This is a genomic window from Pseudonocardia sp. GCM10023141 (genome assembly GCF_042653605.1).
Genome location: NZ_JBHSIR010000058.1, coordinates 22,938 through 40,535, shown reverse-complemented (window position 1 = coordinate 40,535; position 17,598 = coordinate 22,938). Strand labels below are relative to the sequence as shown.

Annotated in this window: 17 protein-coding genes and 1 pseudogene; 10 read left to right on the top strand and 8 right to left on the bottom strand. The window is 73.1% G+C overall.

Translation table 11 applies throughout. The features are described 5' to 3' along the window. Window positions 1-425: 425 nt before the first annotated feature. Complete coding sequence (locus ACFPFQ_RS33260; protein ID WP_379626026.1) at window positions 426-2,213, bottom strand: IlvD/Edd family dehydratase; 1,788 nt, start codon at window positions 2,211-2,213, stop codon at window positions 426-428. A 10-nt stretch (window positions 2,214-2,223) separates the two neighbouring features. Continuing rightward, on the bottom strand, window positions 2,224-3,372 hold the full coding sequence (locus ACFPFQ_RS33255; protein ID WP_379626024.1) for a carbohydrate kinase family protein: 1,149 nt from the start codon (window positions 3,370-3,372) through the stop codon (window positions 2,224-2,226). Between the two features lie 154 nt (window positions 3,373-3,526). Here ACFPFQ_RS33255 and ACFPFQ_RS33250 point away from each other — a divergent pair, with 154 nt between their 5' ends. Together ACFPFQ_RS33250 and ACFPFQ_RS33245 are read left to right on the top strand one after the other, a co-directional pair. Beyond that, window positions 3,527-4,303, top strand: a complete 777-nt coding sequence (locus ACFPFQ_RS33250) for a DeoR/GlpR family DNA-binding transcription regulator (RefSeq protein ID WP_379626022.1) — start codon at window positions 3,527-3,529, stop codon at window positions 4,301-4,303. Between the two features lie 10 nt (window positions 4,304-4,313). Continuing rightward, window positions 4,314-5,660, top strand: a complete 1,347-nt coding sequence (locus tag ACFPFQ_RS33245) for a 6-phospho-beta-glucosidase (protein ID WP_379626020.1) — start codon at window positions 4,314-4,316, stop codon at window positions 5,658-5,660. 387 nt (window positions 5,661-6,047) lie between these two features. Here ACFPFQ_RS33245 and ACFPFQ_RS33240 read toward each other — a convergent pair whose 3' ends face one another. After that, complete coding sequence (locus tag ACFPFQ_RS33240) at window positions 6,048-6,221, bottom strand: hypothetical protein (protein WP_379626018.1); 174 nt, start codon at window positions 6,219-6,221, stop codon at window positions 6,048-6,050. A gap of 62 nt (window positions 6,222-6,283) precedes the next feature. Between ACFPFQ_RS33240 and ACFPFQ_RS33235 the strand changes: the two genes are divergently transcribed. Then, window positions 6,284-7,900 (top strand): serine/threonine-protein kinase, encoded by a 1,617-nt coding sequence (locus tag ACFPFQ_RS33235; protein WP_379626016.1) that lies wholly within the window; start codon window positions 6,284-6,286, stop codon window positions 7,898-7,900. A 90-nt stretch (window positions 7,901-7,990) separates the two neighbouring features. Here the strand turns inward: ACFPFQ_RS33235 and ACFPFQ_RS33230 are convergent, their stop codons facing one another. Then, on the bottom strand, window positions 7,991-8,890 hold the full coding sequence (locus ACFPFQ_RS33230; protein WP_379626014.1) for an ROK family protein: 900 nt from the start codon (window positions 8,888-8,890) through the stop codon (window positions 7,991-7,993). A 33-nt stretch (window positions 8,891-8,923) separates the two neighbouring features. Here ACFPFQ_RS33230 and ACFPFQ_RS33225 point away from each other — a divergent pair, with 33 nt between their 5' ends. From ACFPFQ_RS33225 to ACFPFQ_RS33215, 3 genes are all read left to right on the top strand, one after another. Next, a complete protein-coding gene (locus ACFPFQ_RS33225) occupies window positions 8,924-9,625 on the top strand; it encodes a copper homeostasis protein CutC (protein WP_379626012.1) in 702 nt (233 codons plus the stop codon). 191 nt (window positions 9,626-9,816) lie between these two features. After that, window positions 9,817-10,566 (top strand): hypothetical protein, encoded by a 750-nt coding sequence (locus ACFPFQ_RS33220; protein WP_379626010.1) that lies wholly within the window; start codon window positions 9,817-9,819, stop codon window positions 10,564-10,566. Next, window positions 10,563-11,219 (top strand): hypothetical protein, encoded by a 657-nt coding sequence (locus ACFPFQ_RS33215; RefSeq protein WP_379626008.1) that lies wholly within the window; start codon window positions 10,563-10,565, stop codon window positions 11,217-11,219. The genes ACFPFQ_RS33220 and ACFPFQ_RS33215 overlap by 4 nt, the downstream gene beginning before the upstream one ends. A 38-nt stretch (window positions 11,220-11,257) precedes the next feature. Here the strand turns inward: ACFPFQ_RS33215 and ACFPFQ_RS33210 are convergent, their stop codons facing one another. Both ACFPFQ_RS33210 and ACFPFQ_RS33205 read right to left on the bottom strand, forming a co-directional pair. Continuing rightward, a complete protein-coding gene (locus ACFPFQ_RS33210) occupies window positions 11,258-12,475 on the bottom strand; it encodes a thiolase family protein (protein ID WP_379626006.1) in 1,218 nt (405 codons plus the stop codon). A gap of 94 nt (window positions 12,476-12,569) precedes the next feature. Next, window positions 12,570-13,121 (bottom strand): glycosyltransferase, encoded by a 552-nt coding sequence (locus tag ACFPFQ_RS33205; RefSeq protein WP_379626004.1) that lies wholly within the window; start codon window positions 13,119-13,121, stop codon window positions 12,570-12,572. On the opposite strand from ACFPFQ_RS33205, the gene ACFPFQ_RS33200 reads away from it, so the two are divergent. From ACFPFQ_RS33200 to ACFPFQ_RS33190, 3 genes and pseudogenes are all read left to right on the top strand, one after another. Beyond that, the gene (locus ACFPFQ_RS33200; protein ID WP_379626037.1) at window positions 13,114-13,188 is read left to right on the top strand and encodes a hypothetical protein; all 75 of its coding nucleotides are present in this window, start codon (window positions 13,114-13,116) and stop codon (window positions 13,186-13,188) included. The two genes, ACFPFQ_RS33205 and ACFPFQ_RS33200, sit on opposite strands and share 8 nt — an antisense overlap. 73 nt (window positions 13,189-13,261) lie before the next feature. Then, window positions 13,262-13,684 (top strand): membrane protein insertion efficiency factor YidD, encoded by a 423-nt coding sequence (yidD, locus tag ACFPFQ_RS33195; protein WP_379626002.1) that lies wholly within the window; start codon window positions 13,262-13,264, stop codon window positions 13,682-13,684. Window positions 13,685-13,714: 30 nt separating this feature from the next. After that, window positions 13,715-13,918: pseudogene (locus ACFPFQ_RS33190) on the top strand (histidine kinase dimerization/phosphoacceptor domain-containing protein); the annotation flags it as partial. A gap of 474 nt (window positions 13,919-14,392) precedes the next feature. Here ACFPFQ_RS33190 and ACFPFQ_RS33185 read toward each other — a convergent pair. Beyond that, a complete protein-coding gene (locus ACFPFQ_RS33185) occupies window positions 14,393-15,124 on the bottom strand; it encodes a hypothetical protein (RefSeq protein ID WP_379626039.1) in 732 nt (243 codons plus the stop codon). Window positions 15,125-15,278: 154 nt separating this feature from the next. On the opposite strand from ACFPFQ_RS33185, the gene ACFPFQ_RS33180 reads away from it, so the two are divergent. After that, complete coding sequence (locus ACFPFQ_RS33180) at window positions 15,279-15,932, top strand: LuxR C-terminal-related transcriptional regulator (protein ID WP_379626035.1); 654 nt, start codon at window positions 15,279-15,281, stop codon at window positions 15,930-15,932. Between the two features lie 54 nt (window positions 15,933-15,986). On the opposite strand, the gene ACFPFQ_RS33175 is transcribed toward ACFPFQ_RS33180, so the two are convergent. After that, complete coding sequence (locus tag ACFPFQ_RS33175; RefSeq protein ID WP_379626000.1) at window positions 15,987-17,531, bottom strand: trypsin-like peptidase domain-containing protein; 1,545 nt, start codon at window positions 17,529-17,531, stop codon at window positions 15,987-15,989. Between the last annotated feature and the right edge of the window lie 67 nt (window positions 17,532-17,598).

Genomic DNA, 17,598 nt, shown 5'->3' with positions numbered 1-17,598 from the left:
CCGTGACCCCCCACCGCCGGCGCGACGGATCCCCTCATCGCCGTGCCGAGATCGCGAAATCACCGTGTCAAAACGGCGAAATCATCCGCCCGCGCCATCGGAAGCACGTCAACAAGCGCCATCCGTCCCAACTCGCGGGCCCATCCGCCCCAACTCGCGGGTCGATCTGTCCCAACTCGCGGGTCGATCTGTCCCAACTCGCGGGCCCATCCGTCCCAACTCGCGGGCCCATCCGTCCCAACTCGCGGGCCATCTGTCGCGACTCGGGTCCTGACCTGCACCGCAGCCCATTGCGGCCCCTCTCCTCAGCGTGTCGGGGCTGCCAGATCAGCGTGCCGGGACTGCGAAATCACCGTGCCTGTATGGCGAAATCAGCCATCCCCGACCCACCTAGCACCGCCCCATTCCCGGCGAAACGGGGGACCTCAGTGGTTGTCCCGCGGGATCCCCATCGCCTGCGCCACCCGCTGGTAGGCAACCGCGGGCCCCAGCACCATCCCGTCACGGAGCTGCTCCACCATCCCCCGCTGGATCTCCTGCCACGGGGTCTGGGACGGCGGGACGGGATAGCCGCCTGCGGCGTCCAGCTCGGCGCGGCGCCGGGCGAGTTCCTCGTCGGAGAGCAGCATGTCGGCGGTGCCGGCGACCAGGTCGATCGTGACGCGGTCGTCGGTGCGCAGCAGGGCCAGTCCACCGCCTGCGGCAGCCTCCGGTGAGGCATTGAGGATCGACGGCGATCCGGACGTGCCGGACTGGCGGCCGTCGCCGATGCACGGCAGCGCGTGCACGCCCTGCTTGATCAGCGCTGCGGGCGGCTGCATGTTCACCACCTCGGCGGCGCCGGGGTAGCCGAGCGGGCCGGCGCCGCGGATGAACAGCATGCAGTCGTCGTCGATCTTCAGCTCGGGGTCGTCGATGCGGTGGTGGTAGTCCTCCGGGCCGTCGAAGACGATCGCGCGCCCCTCGAACACGCCGGGGTGGTCGGGGTGGGAGAGGTAGCGCGCGCGGAACTCCGGCGAGATCACGCTCGTCTTCATGATCGCGCTGTCGAACAGGTTGCCGTGCAGCACGAGGAACCCGGCATCGGGCAGCAGGGCCTCGGCGAACGGGCGGATCACGTCGGCGTCGCCGCTGGCCGCGGCGCGGCAGTTCTCCCCGATCGTCGTGCCGTTGACGGTGGGTGCGTCCTCGTGGATCAGCCCGTGTGCCATCAGCTCGTGCACCACGGCGGGCACACCGCCTGCCCGGTGGAACTCCTCGCCGAGGTACTCCCCCGCGGGCTGCATGTTCACCAGCAGCGGCACCTCGAGCCCGACGCGCTGCCAGTCGGTGAGCGGCAGGTCGACGCCGATGTGGCGCGCGATCGCGGTGATGTGGACGGGCGCGTTGGTGGAGCCGCCGATCGCGGAGTTGACCACGATCGCGTTCTCGAACGCCTCGCGCGTGAGGATGTCGGAGGGCTTGAGGTCCTCGCGCACCATCTCGACGATGCGACGGCCGGTGCGGTACGCCATGCGCGCGCGGTCGCGGTGCGGGGCCGGGATGGCGGCACAGCCGGGCAGGCTCATGCCGAGCGCCTCGGCCAGCGCGTTCATCGTGGACGCGGTGCCCATCGTGTTGCAGTGCCCCGGTGACGGCGCGGACGACGCCACCAGCTCGACGAACCCGGCGTCGTCGATCTCGCCAGCGGCCAGCAGCTCGCGAGCCTTCCAGATGATGGTGCCGGAGCCGGTGCGCTCCCCGTTGAACCAGCCGTTGAGCATCGGCCCGCCCGAGAGCACGATCGCCGGGATGTTGACGGTGGCCGCGGCCATCAGGCAGGCCGGGGTGGTCTTGTCGCAGCCGGTGGTGAGCACGACGCCGTCGAGCGGGTAGCCGTAGAGGATCTCGACGAGCCCGAGGTAGGCGAGGTTGCGGTCCAGGCTCGCCGTGGGGCGCTTGCCGGTCTCCTGGATGGGGTGCACCGGGAACTCGAACGCGAGGCCGCCCTGCTCCCGGATCCCTTCCCGCACCCGGTCGGCCAGCTGCAGGTGGTGGCGGTTGCACGGGGAGAGATCGGAGCCGGTCTGGGCGATGCCGATGATCGGACGCCCGGACTGCAGCTCCTCCCTGGTGAGTCCCCAGTTCATGTAGCGCTCGATGTAGAGCGCCGTCATCGCGGGGTTGTCGGGGTTGTCGAACCAGGCCTGGCTGCGCAGCGTCACGCCGGTCACGCTACGACGATCAGGCCGGTCGCGTCAGGTCTCCGAGGCGGGCGATCGTGGCCACCGCGCGACGTACGCCGCAGACGTGCGTGCTGGGCACGACGGTGTCGAGGAACCCGTAGCGGGCGCGCAGGACCTCCGCGTCGGGCTCCCCGGCCGCGGCGCGCAGGCGCACGCCGAGCCACCAGTCGCGGATGTCGCCCCAGCCCGGTGCGGCGAGCGAGCCGCCGAACTCCTGGACGGCCAGCGCGGCCGACACCCCGGCGAACAGGAGCCGCTGCCGCAGCGGCCAGCCGGCGATGGTGCCCAGCACGAGCGCGGCGCCGAACACGTCGCCGGCACCGGTGGGGTCGAGCGCGTCGACGAGCAGCGCGGGCACGGCCGCCTCGTCACCGGTGGCCGCGTCGAGCGCGATGGCGCCGTCCCCACCGCACGTGACGACGGCGAGCGGCACGTGCTCGGCCAGCGCGTGCAGTGCCGCGCGCGGGCTGTCGGTGCGGGTGTAGCTCATCGCCTCGACGGCGTTGGGCATGAAGACGTCGCAGCCGCGCAGCGCCGCGAACAGGCCGCGGTCCCAGACCCCGGTGGGATCCCAGCCGGCGTCGGCGAAGACCAGCGCTCCGCGCCTGCGGGCGACACCGACCCACTCCGCCAGCGCCGCATCACCGCCGCCCTCGCCGATGCTGGTGATCACGGCGCGGCACGACGGTGGCCTGCCGATGAGCTCGTCGTAGGCGACGGGCAGCTCGTGCCCGTGGGTCACCATGCTCCGGTCGCGCTCCACCGCCATGGACACGGTGACCGGTGAGTGCCACTGCGCGAACCGGCGCGAGCGTGAGAGGTCGACGCGCTCCTGGCCGGCGAGGGTCTGCCAGCAGAAGTCGCCGTAGACGTCGTCGCCGAACCCGGCGGCGAGGCTGGTGCGCAGGCCCAGCCGCGACGTGGCGACGGCGAGGTTGGCGATCCCGCCGGGGCACGACGCCATCCCCGCGGCCCAGACCTCGGTGCCGGCCTTCGGCGATGTCGGCAGGCCGGTGAAGACGATGTCCAGGAACACGGTGCCGGCCATGAACACGTCGACGGCGGGGCCGTCGGTGCCGCGGGTGGGTGCCAGCGGGTCCCACCACACGGGCTTGTGGGGTGCGTCGGGCGGTAGTGCCTGTGTCACCGGCGACCTCCCGCCACGTCCGACTTGCCGGTCTCCGCATCGTGCGCGTTCCCCCGGGTCTTGGCAACAGTGCGTGCACGTTCCTGGGCGTTGCTGCGCAGTTGTGCGCGCAACTGGTTGTTCGCGCCGGGCCCAGGCGGCTACCGTGATCGGCGTGCTGCCGGCGAGCCGTCACGGGGAGATCATCCGCATGGTGCGGTCCTCCGGCGTCGTGTCCGTGGAGGCACTGGCCGCGGGGCTGGGCGTCAGCCGCTCCACGATCCGCCGCGACCTGCAGTGCCTCGACGCCGACGGCGTGCTGCGCCGCGTGCGGGGCGGCGCCGGGAGCCTGGCGGGCAGCGGCGCCGAGTGCGACTGCGGGCACCCCACCACGTTCCAGGAGGTCGCCGGGATCGACGCCGACGACAAGGAGCGGGTGGCCCGCGCCGCCGCCGAGCTCGTCTCCGACGGCGACGTCGTGCTGCTCGACATCGGCACCACCACCGCCCGGCTCGCGCGGCTGCTGCGCGGGCGGCGGATCACGGTGATCACCAGCAGCCTCGCCGTCGTCGACGAGCTGCGCGACGATCCCGCCGTCGAGCTGCTCGTGCTGGGCGGCATCCTGCGCCGCAACTACCTCTCGTTCGTCGGCATGCTCACCGAGCAGGCGCTGTGCGAGGTCCGTGCCCACCGGCTGTTCCTGGGCACCAGCGGCATCCGGCCCGACGGGCAGGTCATGGACTCCACGCTGGTCGAGGTGCCGGTGAAGCGCAAGATGATCGACTCGGCCGAGCAGACGGTGGTGCTCGCCGACCGCGGCAAGTTCCCCGGTTCCGGCCTGTCCCCCGTGTGCGGACCGGAGCGGGTACACATGATCATCACCAACGACGGTGCCGATACGGCGACGCTCGCCGCCTGCGCGCAGGCGGGTACGGAGATCAGGCTGACATGACGGGGCGGCAGTGAGGCTGACCATCCTGGGCGGCGGCGGGTTCCGGGTACCGCTCGTCTATCGGGCGCTGGCAGCATCGAACTCGGTAGCGGGTAGCAGGGTCACCGAGGTGGTGCTGCACGATCCGTCGACGTCGCGGCTGGCGGCCATCGACGCCGTGCTCCGGCAACTCGCCGCCGCGGTCTCAGGGGCGCCGGCCGTCCGCATCGCCACCGACCTGGACGACGCCCTGCGCGACGCCCGCTTCGTGTTCTCGGCGATCCGGGTCGACGGGCTCGCGGGACGCATCGCCGACGAGCGGGTGGCACTGGATCTCGGGGTGCTCGGTCAGGAGACCACCGGGCCCGGTGGCATCGCGTACGGCCTGCGGACGATCCCCGTGGCGCTGCACGTCGCCACGCGGGTCGCCGCCGTCGCCCCGGACGCCTGGCTGATCAACTTCACCAACCCGGCCGGCATGATCACCGAGGCCATGCAGGGCGTGCTCGGCGAGCGCGCGGTGGGCATCTGCGACTCCCCCGTCGGGCTGATCCGCCGGGCCGCCACGGCACTGGGCATCACCGGCACCGCCCCCGTCGCCGACTACGTGGGGCTCAACCACCTCGGCTGGCTGCGCGCACTGCGGGTCCACGGCGTCGATCGGCTACCCGCGCTCCTCGCCGACGACCGCGCGCTGGCCGGCATCGAGGAGGCCGCGCTCGTGGGCGCCGACTGGGTGCGCAGCATCGGCGCACTGCCCAACGAGTACCTCTACTACTTCTACCGCAACCGCGAGGCCGTCGAGGCGATCAAGGCCGCGTCGAGCACCCGCGGGGAGTACCTGCAGATCCAGCAGGAGGCCTTCTACGCCGCGGTCGCCGCCGCCCCGGCCACCGCGCTCGAGTCCTGGTCGCAGGCGTGCGCGGCCCGCGACGCCAGCTACATGGCCGAGAGCCGCGACGCGGGCGAGGAACGCGCCGCCGCGGACGTCGAGGCCGGCGGCTACCAGCAGGTGGCGCTTGACCTGATGGACGCGCTGTCGGGCGGCAGCCCCCGCACGATGATCCTCAACGTGCGCAACGGCACCGCCGTGCCCGGACTGCCCGCCGACGGCGTCGTCGAGGTGCCCTGCGTGGTCGGCGCCCATGGCGTCGCACCGCTGGCCACCGCGCCGCTCGACGGCGCCAAGCTGGGGCTGCTCCAGCAGGTCAAGGCCGTGGAGCAGGACACGATCGAGGCCGCCGTCACCGGCTCGGCCGCCGTGGCGCTGCGCGCGTTCGCGCAGCACCCGCTCGTCGACTCCCTCGACGTCGCCCGGCAACTCCTCGACGGCTACCGAGCCACCCTCCCCGGGGTGGCGGCCGTGCTGGGCTCCTGAGTTCCACGTCGCACACCCACACCCGTCGTCGCACACCGTCCACTGTGTGCGACGACGTGCGAAACCGTGCGAAGTCGGTCTGAAGTCGACTTTCGACGCGGTCGAGCCGCTCGGTCTGTGGCCACCAGCATCGCGGTGGCGAGCCAGGCGTCCTCGCACCACGCGCCCGTCGGTGTCAGCGCGCCGGCGAAACCGACCTGCTCGGCGGCGCGGGCGATCTGCGTGAGGTAGCCGATGGAGGCTGGCCGGACGCCGCCCGCGGAGCCGACGCCGACCCCGTGCCCTCCCCCGACGAGCTCGCGGCCGTCGCCGTAGGTGGGCAGGAACCAGTGTGCTGTGAGCACGGCAGAGCCTTTCGGACGCGATGATCGGGTGGCGGGGCGTTGCTCAGCCCCGGCACGCGCCCGTGCCCAACCGGCAGAAGTCGACGTGCCGGCGGCGGGTGAGGAGTTCCCCGATCACGGTCCACACACCAGCAGATGTCCGGCGCGCGGGCAACCGGATGTGGTGCGCACCCCTGCCGTGGCGGAGCACGGCACGCCACGGCGCCACCGCGGTCACGCCCCGTAGGCTCCAAGCCGGTCGAAGGCATCGTCGACGCCCGAGAGGAGGACGGACCGCCCGTGCCACAGCAGAGCGCCACCGCCGCGGGCTGGGTCGGGCACGTGGTGGCCGGGCACCGCATCGACGCGCTGATCGGCGAGGGCGGCATGGGAGTGGTCTTCCGGGCCACCCACCTGCGCCTCGGGCGCACGGTCGCGCTCAAGGTCCTCCCCCCGCCGCTGGCCGCCGACCAGGACTACCGGCGCCGGTTCGAGCGCGAGGCCGCCATCGCCGCCAGCCTGGAGCACCCCAACGTCGTGCCGATCTACGACGCCGGGCACGCCAACGGCGTCCTCTACCTCTCGATGCGGTTCGTCCAGGGCGAGGACCTCGACGCCGTGCTGCGGCGCGAGACCAGGCTCGGGATCGAGCGGGTGTGCGCCGTGCTGGGCCCGATCGCCGATGCACTCGACGCCGTGCACGAGGCCGGGCTGGTCCACCGCGACGTCAAGCCGGGCAACGTCCTGATCTCGCGAACCGGTCGCCCGCGCGACGACGGGCACGTCTACCTGTGCGACTTCGGCATCGCCAAGGGCGCGGCGGCGGGCGGCACCGACCTCACCTCGGCCGGCTACTTCCTCGGCACGGTGCACTACTGCTCACCGGAGCAGATCGAGGGCCGGTGGCTCGACGGGCGCTCCGACCAGTACGGGCTGGCCTGCCTGGCGTACCGCTGCCTCACCGGCCGGGCGCCCTACCCCCGCGACGAGACCGCCGCCGTGATCTACGCGCACCTCTCCGCCGACCCGCCGCGACCGAGCCTGCTGCGACCGGACCTGCCACCCGCGGTCGACGCCGCCGTGGTGCGGGCCGCGGCGAAGCACCCCGATCACCGGTTCCCGAACTGCGCGGCGTTCGTCGCCGCGCTGCGGGCCGCCCTCGTCGCCCCGCCACGGCCCCGCCCGCGACCGGCTCCCCCGGCCGCACCCGCCCGGCGTCCCCTGCCCCCGACGCTGCCGCTCCCCGAACCCCCGGTGGAAGCAGAAGAGCCGACCCGCCGGACCGGGCCCCAACCTGAGCCCTTACCGGCAGCTGCGCCCGAATCGGCACCGGCACCGGTCGACGTGCACGCCGAGCGCAGCACCGACGACTCGTCGATCACGATCTCCTGGACGCCCGGGGGTGCGCAGCCGGTCGAGTACAAGGTCTCCCGGCTCGCCCCCGACGGGCGCTGGCAGGTGCTGGGGCGCACCGCGTCGACCATCATGGTCGACGGGGCCGTCGCGCCCGGCGCCGACGTCCCGGTGTACGGGGTCGTCGCCCGGTCCGGGTCGACGGTGTCGGACATGGTGCGCACCGCGCCGCGGGCGGTGGCGCCGGCGGCGCTCGACTTCCCCGCCATCGGGGACCTCACACTCTCCACAACGGGGGTGCTGGAGTTCGCGTGGCCAGCGGGGACCACCGAGGCGATGGTGGTGGTGCGCGCGGACCGGGCCCCGGAGACGCCCACCGATCCGGCCGCCACCTCGTGGAAGATCACCAACATGCGCTACCAGCTCGACGGCGGCCTCCTGCTGCCCGGCTCCGTCGCCCGGCCCTGCCACGTCGCCGTCGCGTCGTGCAAGCGGGTGGGCGGCACGCTGGTCGTCGCGACCACGTTCGGCCCGACCGCGCACGTCGCCGTCCCCGCCGACTGACCGCGCCAACCAAATCGCCACCGCGCCAACGTCTCGACATCGGCGCGGTGGCCACGGGGTCGGCGCGGTCGTCGGCGGACGTCAGCGATGTCACCCCGCTGGAAGATCGGCCGCCGCCAGCGCCGCCGCCCCGAGCGCCGTGGCCCGCTCCCCCAGCACCCCGAGCCGCACGGCGATGCCGGCACCGTGCCCGAGCGTGAACGTCTGCAACGCCGCGGCACACGCCTCGGTCAGCAACGGCCAGGACCGGGTCACGCCGCCGCCCAGCACCACGACCGGGCAGTCCAGCAGCACCGCGGCCGTGCCGATCGCCTTCCCGACGGCCGTGCCCGCATCGTCGAACGCCTGTCGCGCGGCGGGGTCGCTCTGCGCCGCGCGGGCCGCGATCTCCGCCAGCCGTTCCGAGCGGCCGCTGCGCGCGGCGTACCGGCGGGCGATCGACGGGCCCGCCGCAACCGTCTCGAGGTGCCCGACCGCGCCGCACGTGCACAGGTCGTCGCTGTAGCCGGGGGTGTGCCCGATCTCCCCGGCGAAGCCGTGGGCGCCGCGCCAGATCCGGTTCCGGAGCAGGATCGCGCCGCCGACCCCGGTGCCGAGGGTGATCGCCAGCGCGTCCGGCGTCCCGGCCGCGGCCCCGCTGCGCGCCTCGCCGAACAGGAACGCGTTGGCGTCGTTGTCGACCGTCACGGGCACCGCGAAGTGCTTGCCCAGCTCGGTCGCGAGCGACGTGCCCGACCAGCGCGGGAAGGTGTCGCTGGCCAGCCGGACCTCGCCGGTGTCCGGATCGATCACACCTGCGGCCGCCACCCCGATACCGCGGACGGCCGCGCCGGTCAGCCGGGCCGCCGCGCCGATCGCGTTGTCCAGCAGGCGGTCCCCGCCCTGGCCGGCGTCCGACGACACCCGCAGCGAGTCGATCTCCCGCAGCTCGTCGTCGCAGAGCACGATGTCGATCTTCGTGCCGCCGATGTCGATGCCGAGCCAACTCATGCGGTGCTCCCGTGCGTCATTACCGTTCCTGCCGTGGCCGAGCTCGAGATCAGCGTCGACACCCTCCACGGCGTCGAGGTCGCTGCCGTCGCCGACCGTATCGAGCTGTGTGCGGCGCTGGCCGAGGGCGGCCTGACACCCAGTATCGGCCTGGTCACCGCGGCCGTCCCGCTCGCCGGCGCCGCGCAGGTGCACGTGCTGGTGCGCCCGCGCCCCGGCGGGTTCGCGTACGGACCGGGCGAGCTCGCCGTGATGCGCGACGACGTCCGGTGCAGCCTCGACGCCGGTGCCACCGGGGTGGTGGTCGGCGCACTCACCGCCGACGGCACGCTCGACCAGGAGGCCACCGCCGGTCTCGTGGCCGCCGCGGGCGGTGCGCCCGTGACGTTCCACCGTGCGTTCGACCAGCTCCCCGACCTCGCCAAGGGCCTCGACGAGCTGGCCGAGCTGGGTGTGGACCGCGTGCTCACCTCGGGTGGGCCCGCGAACGTCGACGTCGCGGTGGTGGCGGCGCTCGTCGCCACCGCCCGGTTGACGGTCATGGCGTGCGGCGGCGTGCGGGCGCACAACGTGCGCGCGGTGCTGGCAGGCACCGGGGCGCCCGCGGTGCACGCCGCGCCCCGGGCGCCGGTCGGCGCCGGTCGCGGTTACGCGGGCATCGGGGTCCCCGCCGGGTTCGACCGCTTCGACACCGACCCGGACGCCGTGGCGCAGTTGCGCAGGCTCACGCGCTGATTGGCCGTACCCCGGATGCTCCGATAACAGACCGATCTACCACCGATCGGAGCAGTCCCGCGGCGCATTCGCGTCGAATCACCATGAATTCGCCGCGGGTCGGGTCCGGATGTTTCACACCGGAGATCGATCGGGCATCCGACTCCCAGACCATCACTCGCTCGAGTGATGCGAATCCGGGAGGTTCCACGGTGGACACCACCGTAGTCATTCTGATCATTGTCGCGGTGGTGCTCGTCGCTGCCGTGGCAGCCATGGGCGTGATGCTCATGCGCAAGCGGCAGTCCGAACGCCTGCAGGAGCAGTTCGGGCCCGAGTACGAGCACCGCGTGACCGAGACCGGTGACCGTCGCCAGGCCGAGTCCGACCTGCGCGCCCGCCAGCAGCGCCGCGACAAGCTCGACATCCGCGACCTGACGTCGCAGGAGCGCAGCGGGTTCCAGCACACCTGGGACACCGTGCAGCGCGGCTTCGTCGACGACCCGACCCGGGCGCTGCACGACGCCGACAAGCTCGTCGTCGACGTGATGCACGCCCGCGGCTACCCGGTCGACGACTTCGACCGCCGCGCCGAGGACATCTCCGTCGACCACGCCGACGTCGTCCGCCACTACCGCGAGGCCCACACGGTCCGCGAGGAGTCGGTCGGACGCGAGATGGACACCGAGCGCCAGCGCACGGCCCTCACGTCCTACCGGTCGCTGGTCGAGGCCCTGCTGGGTCGCGACGACACCGCACATCGTGACGACACCGCGCACGACGACACCGCACGCGACAACACCGCACGCGACAACCGCACCAACGGGCGGCACGCCGACGGCGATGCCCCCGCCGACACACCGGACGGCCTCCACTACCCGGCCGACCGCCACACCGAGAACGGGCACCGCGCCGACGAGTACACCGAGTCCGCCCGCCCGACCGAGGAGCGCACACGATGACCCGACCGACCGAGCACACCGGCACCGGCACCGACGTCAACCACAGCTACCGGGGACGCGACGACCTGGGACGCGACGACCTGGGACGGGACCGCGGGAACGACGACCTGGGACCCGGCGACCTGGACCGCAACGGTCCCGGGCGCAGCGATCTCGCACCCGGGGACCTGGGCACCGGGGACCTGGGCACCGGGGGAATTGGCACCGGGGAAGTGGGCACCGACCCCCGCCACACCGAAACCCCGAGCCACACCGACCCGGGTCGTGGTGTGGACCCGGCCGGGGTCCCGACGAACGGTGCGGGCCGTCCCGCAGCCTCGGCCCCTGCAGCTGCGACCCCCGCTGAGACGACCGCCGCCGGCGCGACGAGCGCCGACGACGGCACCCGCGAGCAGCTCGTGCCCCAGCAGCGCGCCGCCGAGTACGGCAGCCGCTGGGACGCGGTGAAGGGCGACTTCGTCGACGAGCCGCGCCAGGCCGTCGCCAAGGCCGACCAGCTGGTCGGTGAACTGCTCGAGGAACTGCAGTCGCTGTTCCACAATCAGCGCCAGGACATCGAGCGCGGAATCGACTCCGACACGACGTCCACCGAGGATCTGCGACTCGCGCTGCGCCGTTACCGCAGTTTCTTCGATCGCCTTCTTTCGGTCTGATTCACCCGGGCTGATTCACCTGGAGGAATTCGACCGGTTCAGGCACCGATCCGTTCGATGATGGTGGCGTTGGCGGTACCGCCTGCCTCACACATCGTCTGCAGCCCGTAGCGGCCACCGGTCTGCTCGAGCACGCCGAGCAGGGTGGTGGCCAGCCGCGCGCCGCTGGCTCCCAGCGGGTGGCCGATCGCGATGGCGCCACCGTTGACGTTGACCTTCGCGGGGTCGGCACCGGTCTCCGCGATCCAGGACAGCACCACCGAGGAGAACGCCTCGTTCACCTCGAAGGCGTCGATGTCGGCGATCGTCAGCCCGGCCCTGGCCAGCACCTTGGCCGTGGCCGGGATGACCCCGGTCAGCATGAAGATCGGGTCGTCGCCCGCCACGGTGGCGGTGTGGATCCGGGCCCGCGGGCGCCAGCCGCGCTGCTGCGCGATCTCGCTCGTGGTCACGACCAGTGCCGCCGCGCCGTCGTTGATCGGGCTGGAGTTGCCGGCCGTGACCCGCCAGTCGATGTCGCCGAACCGCTCGGTCCACCGCTCGTCCGCGAACGCGGGGCGCAGGCCGGCCAGCGCGTCGAGGGACGTACCGGGCCGCACCGTCTCGTCGACGTCGAGCTGCGTGACGCTCCCATCGGCGTGGGTGACCTTCAGCGGCGTGACCTCACCGGCGAACCGGCCCTCCTGCCAGGCCGCCGCGGCCTTCCGGTGGCTGGCCAGCGCGAACTCGTCGAGCTGTGCCCGGCTCAGCCCCCACTTGCGGGCGATCAGCTCGGCACTCACACCCTGCGGGATCAGCCCACCAGGGTAGCGCCGCGCGATCGACGGCCCGGCCACGTCGGCCCGCTGACCGTCGCTGCCGAACCCGGAGCTGCCGATCGGGATCCGGCTCATCGACTCCACCCCGGAGGCGACGACGATGTCGTACGCCCCGGCCACGACGCCCTGGGCCGCGAAGCTCAGTGCCTGCTGGCTGCTGCCGCACTGCCGGTCGACGGTGACGCCCGCGACCGACTCCGGGAACCCTGCCGCCAGCGCCGCGAACCGGGTGGTGTTGCCGCTCTGCTCGCCGACCTGGCCGACCGCGCCGCCGATGACGTCGTCGATCTCGGCCGGGTCGAGGCCGGGCAGCCGCTCCACGGCGGAGCGCAGCGCGTGTGCGTGCAGGTCGACGGGATGCACGTCGGCGTAGGCCCCGTTCGCCTTGCCCTTCGCCACCGGCGTCCGGACCGCTTCGACGATCACTGCATCGCGCATGAGATCTCCTCGTCAAGCTGGATACGTCTCTGATATCCAGATGGTCTCATCATAGGACTCAGGACGTAGATGTCCGTTCGAGGAGAGCGACGTCTCACAGCAGCTCGGCGAGCAGCGCGGCGGCGCGCGCCGCCGCCCCACCCGGCTCCACCGGCCGGTAGGCCACCTTCCGGCCGAGCTCCTCCCCGATCGCCGCCGCCAGCGCGTGCGGGTCCACCGCCTGGTCGTAGGGCAGGCACCGGCCCGCCACGTAGCGTTCGAGCCGGGCCCGCACGTGGAAGTTCCGCTCGAAGTGGTGCCGCAGCGGCACGTAGCGGAACGGGGTGGCGCCCGCCGTCAGCTCCATGCAGGTGGTCAACCCGCCCTGGACCACCGCGAGGTCGGCGGCGGCGAGGTGCAGGTACAGGTCCGGCAGGTAGCCGCGCACGGTGACGCCGCGCCGCCGCGGGAGCGACCGGGGATCGATCCGCGGCCCGGTCACCACGACGAACCGCAGGCCGGAGACGATCCGGGCCAGCGACACCGCGTCGAGCACGCGGTGCAGCAGCGCCGTCCCGACGCCGGAGCCGCCGACCGTGACGACGCACAGCGGCTCCTCCTGCGGGTAGCCGAGCAGCCCGAAGACGGTCGAGTACCACCTGCGCAACGGCTACGCGAAGGTCGGCATCCGGTCGCGAGCCGAGCTCGCCCGGCGCATGGGTACAGAAAGCTGACTATTCGGTCATAGTGGTCAGCCCTTCCCCGCCGCGACGATCGGTCCGATCGGGTAGAGGGGACGGACCGGTGGTGGATCTCGAGAAGCACGGTGCAGACGACGAGCGGGCAGACGACGAGCGGGCAGACGACGCGAGCACGACGAACGTCGCCGACGCCGGCCTGGTCGCCGCGGACGGCCTGGGTGCCGCGAGCGAGGCGACCGGCTGGTGCGACGGTTGCAGCGGCTGCGACCTGCCACTGCTGGGCCTCATCCGGGTCTCGGCACTGCTCGTGGTGGTCGCCGCGCTGCTGCCCGGCCCGGTCGGCACCGCGGTCGCGGGGCTCGGGCTGCGCGGCTACCGGCGGTGGCTGAGCCGCTGGGCGCCCCGCTGCCCGGGCACGCCGTCGTGCAGCGCCTACGCCGTGGACGTCGTCAGCAGGCGCGGGGCGCGGTCGGGGCTGCGGCTGGCCGCGCGTCGGGTGGCCCGGTGCGGGCGGTACCCGGCGGTTTGACCGGATCCGGCACGCGCAGCACAGTAGCGGGTGACCCGGGCGCTCGCGTTGCTCACCTGCGTCGCCCGCGACATCCACGACGGGCTGGGCCACCACCAGACCGTCGTCCAGATGCAGGTGCAGGCGGCGCGCGCGGTGCTCGCGTCCGATCCCGCGCGTGCCGACGCGGTGCTCGAGAAGGCACAGCGCGAGGCGAGCGCTGCCCTGGCCGAGGTCCGCCGCTCGGTCGCCACGCTGCGCGAGCAGCGGGTGGTGGCGCCGCTGCCGGAGGCGCTCGCCGCACTGGTGGCCGACAGCTCGGCCGCAGGCATCGCGACGGAGCTGCAGGTCGTGGGCGAGGTGCGAGAGCTGCCGGCCGCCGCCAAGGAGTCGCTGTTCCGCGTCGCGCAGGAGGGGCTCACCAACGTGCGCAAGCACGCCGACGCCACCACGGCTCTGGACGCTGGCGTGGCCGGGCGCCACCGCCGTCTTCGCAGACCACTTCCCGACTTCGCACGTCGTTACCCGTGTTCGCAGGGTGTGGAACGTGTGCGAGGACTGGCGACGGTATGCGAAGTCGGTCTGCAGGCGCACGGACAGTCGGGACTGGCGTCGATCCGTCGTAGCGGTCACACGCCGCCGACGACCCGACAAGGACGGACACCGGTGGAACGGATACGCGGGAGCGGGCCGGGTCAGCGACCCGGCCCGCTCCCTCCCCTCGCCGGGTCAGCGGCCGGCTCCCCGCGCGCCGCTCACCCATTCCTGGTCGGTCATCCGGAACACCGCGATCCCGACCGTGATCATGAAGAGCCCCAGCAGCGCCCCCTGCGCGATACCGGTGGCGGCGCCGATGGGCAGCAGGACGCTCGCGACCGACACCGGCACCGGCAGGACCAGCGCCCAGTGGAAGAACCCGGCCCGCCAGGCCGCGACGCCCAGCATGGTCATGCCGAGGAAGGTCAGCATGATCAGCGGGCCGCCGACGAAGCCCGCCAGTGGCAGGTTCCCGGCGGCGTCGCTGACGGCGACGGCCTGATCGGCCGGGAGGTTCTGCCGGATGGCCATGTCGTAGAAGTCGGTGACCAGCAGCCCGGGCAGCGCGAGCGCGCCGCCCATGCTCAGCGCCAACCCGATGTTGCCCCCGACCCGCCACGTGCGCCGGGTCATGATGCCGAGCGCGAGCAGGACCGGCACGATCCCGTAGTAGCCGTAGTGCAGCAGCAGCGCCGCGATCTGGCTGCGGATCGGGTCCGCGACCAGCGAGTCCAGGTAGCTCAGTTTGTCCGGCGCCGTCTCCCAGACCGTCGCCGCGAACCCGGCCGCGGTGAGCACCCCGCCGGCGACGGCGGCGGTCCCGAGCGCCTTGCGGCGGAACCGGGTGGCGGGCGCCACGGCCACGCTCGTCGGGGCGGGGGTGAGGGCTGCGGTGGCGGTGGTGGTGGCGGTCGTGGTGCTCATCGGGGGATCTCCTCGGTCGTGATCAGCCGTTGCTGATGAGGAGAACTCTGCTCGGACGGGGCGCCGAGTTCGATCGTGTCTCCAGGCCAGTGGGGGGTGGTGGTAGTACGCATGCCGGGGTGCGGATTCGTCGCACTACAGTGCAGCCGTGCCGATCGGAGTCGTGCTCGCCGAGGACAACGCCCTGCTGCGCCACGGGCTCGTCCGGCTGATCCAGGCGGCCGACGACCTGGAACTGCTCGGCTCGGCCCCCGACCTGCCCGGCCTCACGGCGCTCATCGAGGAACACGACCCCGACGTGGTCGTCACCGACATCCGGATGCCCCCGACGCACACCGACGAGGGGATCTCGGTCGCGGCCGGCCTGCGCCGCAGCCGGCCCGGCACCGGGGTGCTGCTGCTGAGCCAGTACGCGGAGGCGACCTACGCGCTCACGCTGCTGGCCGACGGCACGGCCCGGCGCGGCTACCTGCTCAAGGAACGCGTCGCCGACGGCGACGAGCTGGCCGACGCCATCCGCCGGGTCGCCGGGGGCGGGTCGGTGATCGATCCCGCTGTCGTCGACGGGCTCGTCGCGGCCAACCGCACGAAGCCCTCCGAGCTCGATGCGCTCACCCCGCGGGAGACCGAGGTGCTCGGCGAGATGGCGCAGGGCAAGTCGAACGCGTCGATCGCGGCCACCCTCGTGCTCTCCGAACGCGCGGTGGAGAAGCACACCAACTCGATCTTCTCGAAGCTGGGGCTCTCGGAGGAGCGCGACCTCAACCGCCGGGTGAGCGCGGTGCTGGTCTACCTGCAGAACCGATAGGCCACACGACGAAAGGGGCTCCCGCCGCAGCGGGAGCCCCTTCTCCTGTCCGTACTACCGGTCCAGACCGCACGTCCGGCAGGTCGCGGCGGTGGCGTCGAGCAACGTGGCGCAGCGCGGGCAGCTCTGCACCGCGGGCCGGGCCATGACGACGGTCGCCGCGAAACGGTCGATCGCAGCGGCGGGCGGCGCCGACGGCTGCCAGTACCCACCCTGGGGCCCGGCCGGGTCCCACATCGGGACGGCACCCGGCCGCTGCTGCGGCACGGCATTGTGGGCGAGCCCGGCGTTGTCGACCAGCACAGCCGGCACCGAACGCCGGCGCCGCAGGACGACCAGCAGCACCGCCAGCCCGATCAGCAGCGCACCCCCGCCACCGGCGATCGACCAGAACACCAGCGGGGACAGGCCCAGCGGCAGCCCGGAGCCGGGTGCGGGCGGCGGCACGGGGTCGCCGAACCGCTCCCTGGCCTTGGCGGCCTCCGCGCGCAGCTGCGCGGCCTGTGCGTGCTGCGGCGCGACCTGGAGCAGCCGGTCGAACCCGGCGATCGCCTCGGAGTAGCGCCCCGCGTAGTAGGAGTCGAGCGCGCCACGGTAGAGCGTGTCGTCGGGACCGGCCTCGTTGCGCACGCCGTTGCGGGTGAGCAGCTCCGAGAGCCCGGTGGCCGGGGCGATGAAGTTGAACGCCTGCGACTCCCCCGCCGGCATGAAGCTGTTGACGCCGAGCACGCGGCCGGTCAGGTCGACGGTCGGGCCGCCGCTCATCCCCGGGGTCAGCGCGGCGCTGGTCTCGTAGACCGGCACGCCACCGACCGTCTTGCGCGAGCTGACCTGACCGTCCTTGTTGGACGGTTCCAGGCTGGGGTCGGTCACGGCGTCGGCGCTGGCGGGGTAGCCGACCGACAGCAGCGGCGTGCCGATGCGCACGTCGGCGTCGCTCGCGAGGGAGACCGTGGGCAGGTCCGTGGCCTCCACCTTGAGCAGCGCGACGTCGCCCTGGGTGAACGGCCGGAAGTCCACGACCCGCGCCGGCAGCGCCTGGCCCTTGCTGCCCGGCGCCGTCGACCCGGAGACCACGGTGATCGTGCTGTCGATCGGTGAGCCCTTGGCCTTGCCCTCCACCGACCAGTTCGCGAGCCCGAACTCCACGATGTCCGCGAGCGGCAGCGCGATCAGGGGCGCCACCTGCTTGGCCGCCGCCGTGACGAACGCGAGCCGGATGCCGTCCGGGCTGGTGATGTCGACGCAGTGCCCCGCGGTCGCGATGTAGCCCGCCGGGTTCACGCCGAAACCGGTGCAGGTCGCCGACAGCTGGTACGGGCTGCCGTTGTTGAAGAACGTGCCGGTCTCGTCGGAGACGAACGCGGAGAACGACTCCGTGACGTAGACGATGGCCGGCCGGACCTGCGCGGCGGCCCGCTCCGTCGGGGTGGCGTTCTGCGGGGACGCCTGCTGGGGAGACACGGTCGGGGGTGGGGGCTGTGCGGTCTGGGCGGACGCCGTGCCGGTGCCGGCGAGGGTCATCGCGACAACGGCGACACCGGTCGCCAGTCCGGCGGTGATGCGGCGGGCGGGCGAGGTGGTCGGCTTCGGGGCCATCGGGGGCGCCTTCCAGGTCTGTCGCCGGACCGTCCGGCGGTGTGGCCCAACCCTGCAGCGCGACCGG